The organism is Stenotrophomonas sp. 2YAF22, assembly GCF_052114665.1.
In the GTDB taxonomy this organism is placed as follows: Bacteria; Pseudomonadota; Gammaproteobacteria; order Xanthomonadales; family Xanthomonadaceae; genus Stenotrophomonas; species Stenotrophomonas indicatrix.
This window is the reverse complement of the sequence record NZ_JBFRFE010000486.1, coordinates 1-3,354: the sequence shown is the minus strand read 5'-3', so window position 1 is coordinate 3,354 and position 3,354 is coordinate 1. Positions and strand designations below refer to the sequence as shown.

3 protein-coding genes are annotated in these 3,354 nt (G+C 65.9%); 1 reads left to right on the top strand and 2 read right to left on the bottom strand.

The features are described from left to right. Positions 1–606, bottom strand: a 606-nt coding sequence (locus AB4Y84_RS16905) for a cytochrome c oxidase subunit II transmembrane domain-containing protein (RefSeq protein WP_442250497.1), incomplete at its 3' end; no start/stop codon positions are given. A gap of 11 nt (positions 607–617) precedes the next feature. After that, the gene (locus AB4Y84_RS16900; protein WP_025878297.1) at positions 618–1,094 is read right to left on the bottom strand and encodes a DUF2244 domain-containing protein; all 477 of its coding nucleotides are present in this window, start codon (positions 1,092–1,094) and stop codon (positions 618–620) included. 273 nt (positions 1,095–1,367) lie between these two features. On the opposite strand from AB4Y84_RS16900, the gene putA reads away from it, so the two are divergent. Then, positions 1,368–3,354: bifunctional proline dehydrogenase/L-glutamate gamma-semialdehyde dehydrogenase PutA (gene putA / locus AB4Y84_RS16895; protein ID WP_442250496.1), on the top strand; the 1,987-nt coding region annotated here is incomplete at its 3' end.

The window sequence follows — 3,354 nt, the reverse complement described above, 5'->3', positions numbered from 1 at the left end:
GGTGATGACGAAGCGCACCTTGGTGTCCACCGGCAGCACCAGCCGGTTGTCGACATCCAGCAGGTAGTGCGGATGGCTCTCGCGGGTCGGTACCTTGCCACTCTGCCGCATGCGGTCGGACTCGCGGTCCAGGCGGCTGGTGAAGGTCACGTTCTCGCCCAGGTACTCGTACTTCCACATCCACTGGTAGCCGGTGACCTTGACCGTCATCTCGGCATCGCGGGTGTCGTACATCTTGATCAGGTTGGCCGTGGCCGGCCACGCCATCACCACCAGGATGATCACCGGGATCACCGTCCAGATGACTTCGGCCTTGGTGTTGTGGCTGAAGGTGGCAGCGACCGCGCCCTTGGACTTGCGGAACTTGAACATCGCGTAGGCCATCGCGCCGAACACGATCACGCCGATCACCGTACAGACGATCAGCGAAAGGTTGTTCGATTCCCAGGCCAGGCGCGAGGTCTGGGTCACCCCCTTGCCCATGTTCAACTGCCACGGTTTTGGATCGGCCGCCTGGGCCAGCGCCGTCCCCGGCATCGACAGCAGGGCCCCCATCGCGGCGGCCATTGCAACGCACTTCGTGCCCCACCCTCTGCTTTGCTTCATTGCCTAGACCCTTAGCGTCGTCGGTTGCCGCCATCGCTGGCGGCGAGCAAATCTTCAAGCGTTTCAACAAGCGTTTGACGTTCGGCCGGCGCGAGGAAACTCCCCACCTCCACCTGCCGGCCGCTGGATGCCAGCCGGACCCTCTGGTCGTCGGTGAGCAGGCGCACCCAGTGCGGATGAGCCCGGAACACCGGCGATCCACCGGGCACGGGGATGACCTCCACGCACGCCGGCACTACCCGGATTTCCTCCTGCCGTTCACCACTGCGCCACAACGCGCGCAACGCAGCTGCCAGCAACAGGCTGTACAGCAGCGCGAACAGGGGGGCGAATGCATTGCCGGCCACCCACCCGAAGGCGGACACCAGCCACATCACTCCCGACAACACAGCAAACAACAGGACGAACTGCCGGGCATCGAGCGCCCGTGGGGGACGCAGTCGCAGCTGCGTACCTGACCCATCCGGAGCTGTAAGCACCTCGATCATGTCGCAACCGCGTTCCTGCCGCGGGAAACGTCTCGATGGTAGCCCTGCCCTCTCGCCGGTAGCAAGGGTGCATTCACACTTTTTCCGATGCTGCAATACAGCATGGGTCCAGCGGCACGAATGACGAATTCGGCACAAAACGTACCGACTTTGCTGAACACGCTGAATCCACCACCGCTAGGGGCTATCAGCATTCATGAAGGTGGCTGCGCGGGCCTTCCTGAAGTCGAAAAAATGATTAAAATCGCCAAGTTTTCCACTGGCCGGACCGGCATGAACGCACCCTCCTCTCCCATTGCCGCCAGCGACGCCCCGCGTCACTCGGCGCTGCTGTCGCCGGAACTGCCGGCGTCCCCCAACCCGTTCCGCCAGGCCATCACCGATGGTTGGCTGAAAGACGAGGCCAGCCATGTGCGCGAACTGCTGGCGCAGGCACGCCTGCCGGCCGACGAGCAGGCCCGGGTGCAGGCGCTGGCCGCCGACCTGGTCGCCCGCGTGCGTGTGCGCGCCAAGGACCAGGGCGCGATCGAAGCCTTCATGCGCCAGTACGACCTGGGCAGCGAGGAAGGCGTGCTGCTGATGTGCGTGGCCGAAGCGCTGCTGCGCATTCCGGACCAGGAGACCGCCGACAAGCTGATCCGCGACAAGCTGGCCGATGCCGACTGGGAAAAACACCTGGGCGGCAGCGATTCGGTGCTGGTCAACGCCTCCACCTGGGGCCTGATGCTGACCGGCAAGCTGGTGCAGATGAACGACGCCACCCGCGCCGATGCGCCCAGCGCGTTCAAGCGCCTGGTCGGCCGCGTCGGTGAGCCGGTGGTACGCCTGGCCGTGCGCCAGGCGATGAAGATCATGGGCCACCAGTTCGTCATGGGCCGCACCATCGGCGAAGCGCTGGCACGCTCGCACAAGGGCGACAGCGCCAGCTACCGCTACTCGTTCGACATGCTCGGCGAAGGCGCGCTGACCATGAAGGACGCCCTGCGTTACCTGGAAGACTACCGTCGTGCGATCCACGCCATCGGTGGTGACCACAAGTCGCGTGGTGGCCGTGCCGATGGCGACGTCAACAACGCACCGGGCATCTCGATCAAGCTGTCGGCGCTGTACCCGCGCTACGAGCACGCCAAGCGCGCGCGCGTGCTGAAGGACCTGGTGCCCGGCGTGCTGGAACTGGCGCAGCTGGCCAAGAGCTACGGCATCGGCTGCACCGTCGACGCCGAAGAGTCCGATCGCCTGGAACTGTCGCTGGACATCATCGAGCAGGTGTTCGGCGATGCCTCGCTGGCCGGCTGGGATGGCTTCGGCGTGGTGGTGCAGGCTTACCAGAAGCGTACGCCGTACACGATCGACCACCTGGCCGACATGGCGCGCCGCGCCGGTCGTCGCCTGCAGGTACGTCTGGTCAAGGGTGCCTACTGGGACGCCGAGATCAAGCGCGCGCAGATCGAAGGCTATGCCGGCTACCCGGTGTTCACCCGCAAGCAGAACACCGACGTGTCCTACCTGGCGTGTGCCAAGCGCCTGTTCACCCATGCTGACGCGATCTACCCGATGTTCGCCACGCACAACGCGCACACCATCGCCGCAGTGCGCAGCATCGCCAACGGCGGCGTGTACGAGCACCAGAAGCTGCACGGCATGGGCGACGACCTGTACGCCGAAGTAGTGCCGGCCGACCGCCTCGGCCTGCCCTGCCGCGTGTACGCGCCGGTCGGCTCGCATGAAGACCTGCTGCCGTATCTGGTGCGTCGCCTGCTGGAAAACGGCGCCAACTCCAGCTTCGTCAACCGCATCACCGACGAGCGCGTGCCGATCGCCGACCTGGTCCGCGACCCGGTCGAGATGGTGTCCTCGTTCGAATCGATTCCGCATCCCAAGATCCCGCTGCCGGTTGACCTGCTGCGCAGCCAGAACCACGACAGGAAGAACTCCATGGGCGCCAATCTCGCCAACGACAACGAACTGCGCGCCCTGGCCGAGCAGCTCAACGCTGCAGTGAAGCCCTGGCAGGCCGCGCCGCTGGTGCCGGGCGCGAACCCGACCGGCGCATCGCTGCAGGTGACCAACCCGGCCGACACCCGTGAAGTGGTCGGCCAGTGGCAGGCCGCCGATGCCGCCACCGTGCAGAAGGCGCTGGCCAATGCCGTGACTGCACAGCCGGCCTGGAACCGCACCCCGGCCGCCAGCCGCGCCGCCATCCTCGAGCACGCCGCCGACCAGCTGGAAGCGCGCATGCCCGAATTCATGGCGCTGTGCG

Coding starts and splice junctions, on each gene's coding strand:
- AB4Y84_RS16900 (WP_025878297.1), bottom strand. CDS start 1,094: ATGATCGAGGTGCTTACAGCTCCGGATGGGTCAGGTACGCAGCTGCGA.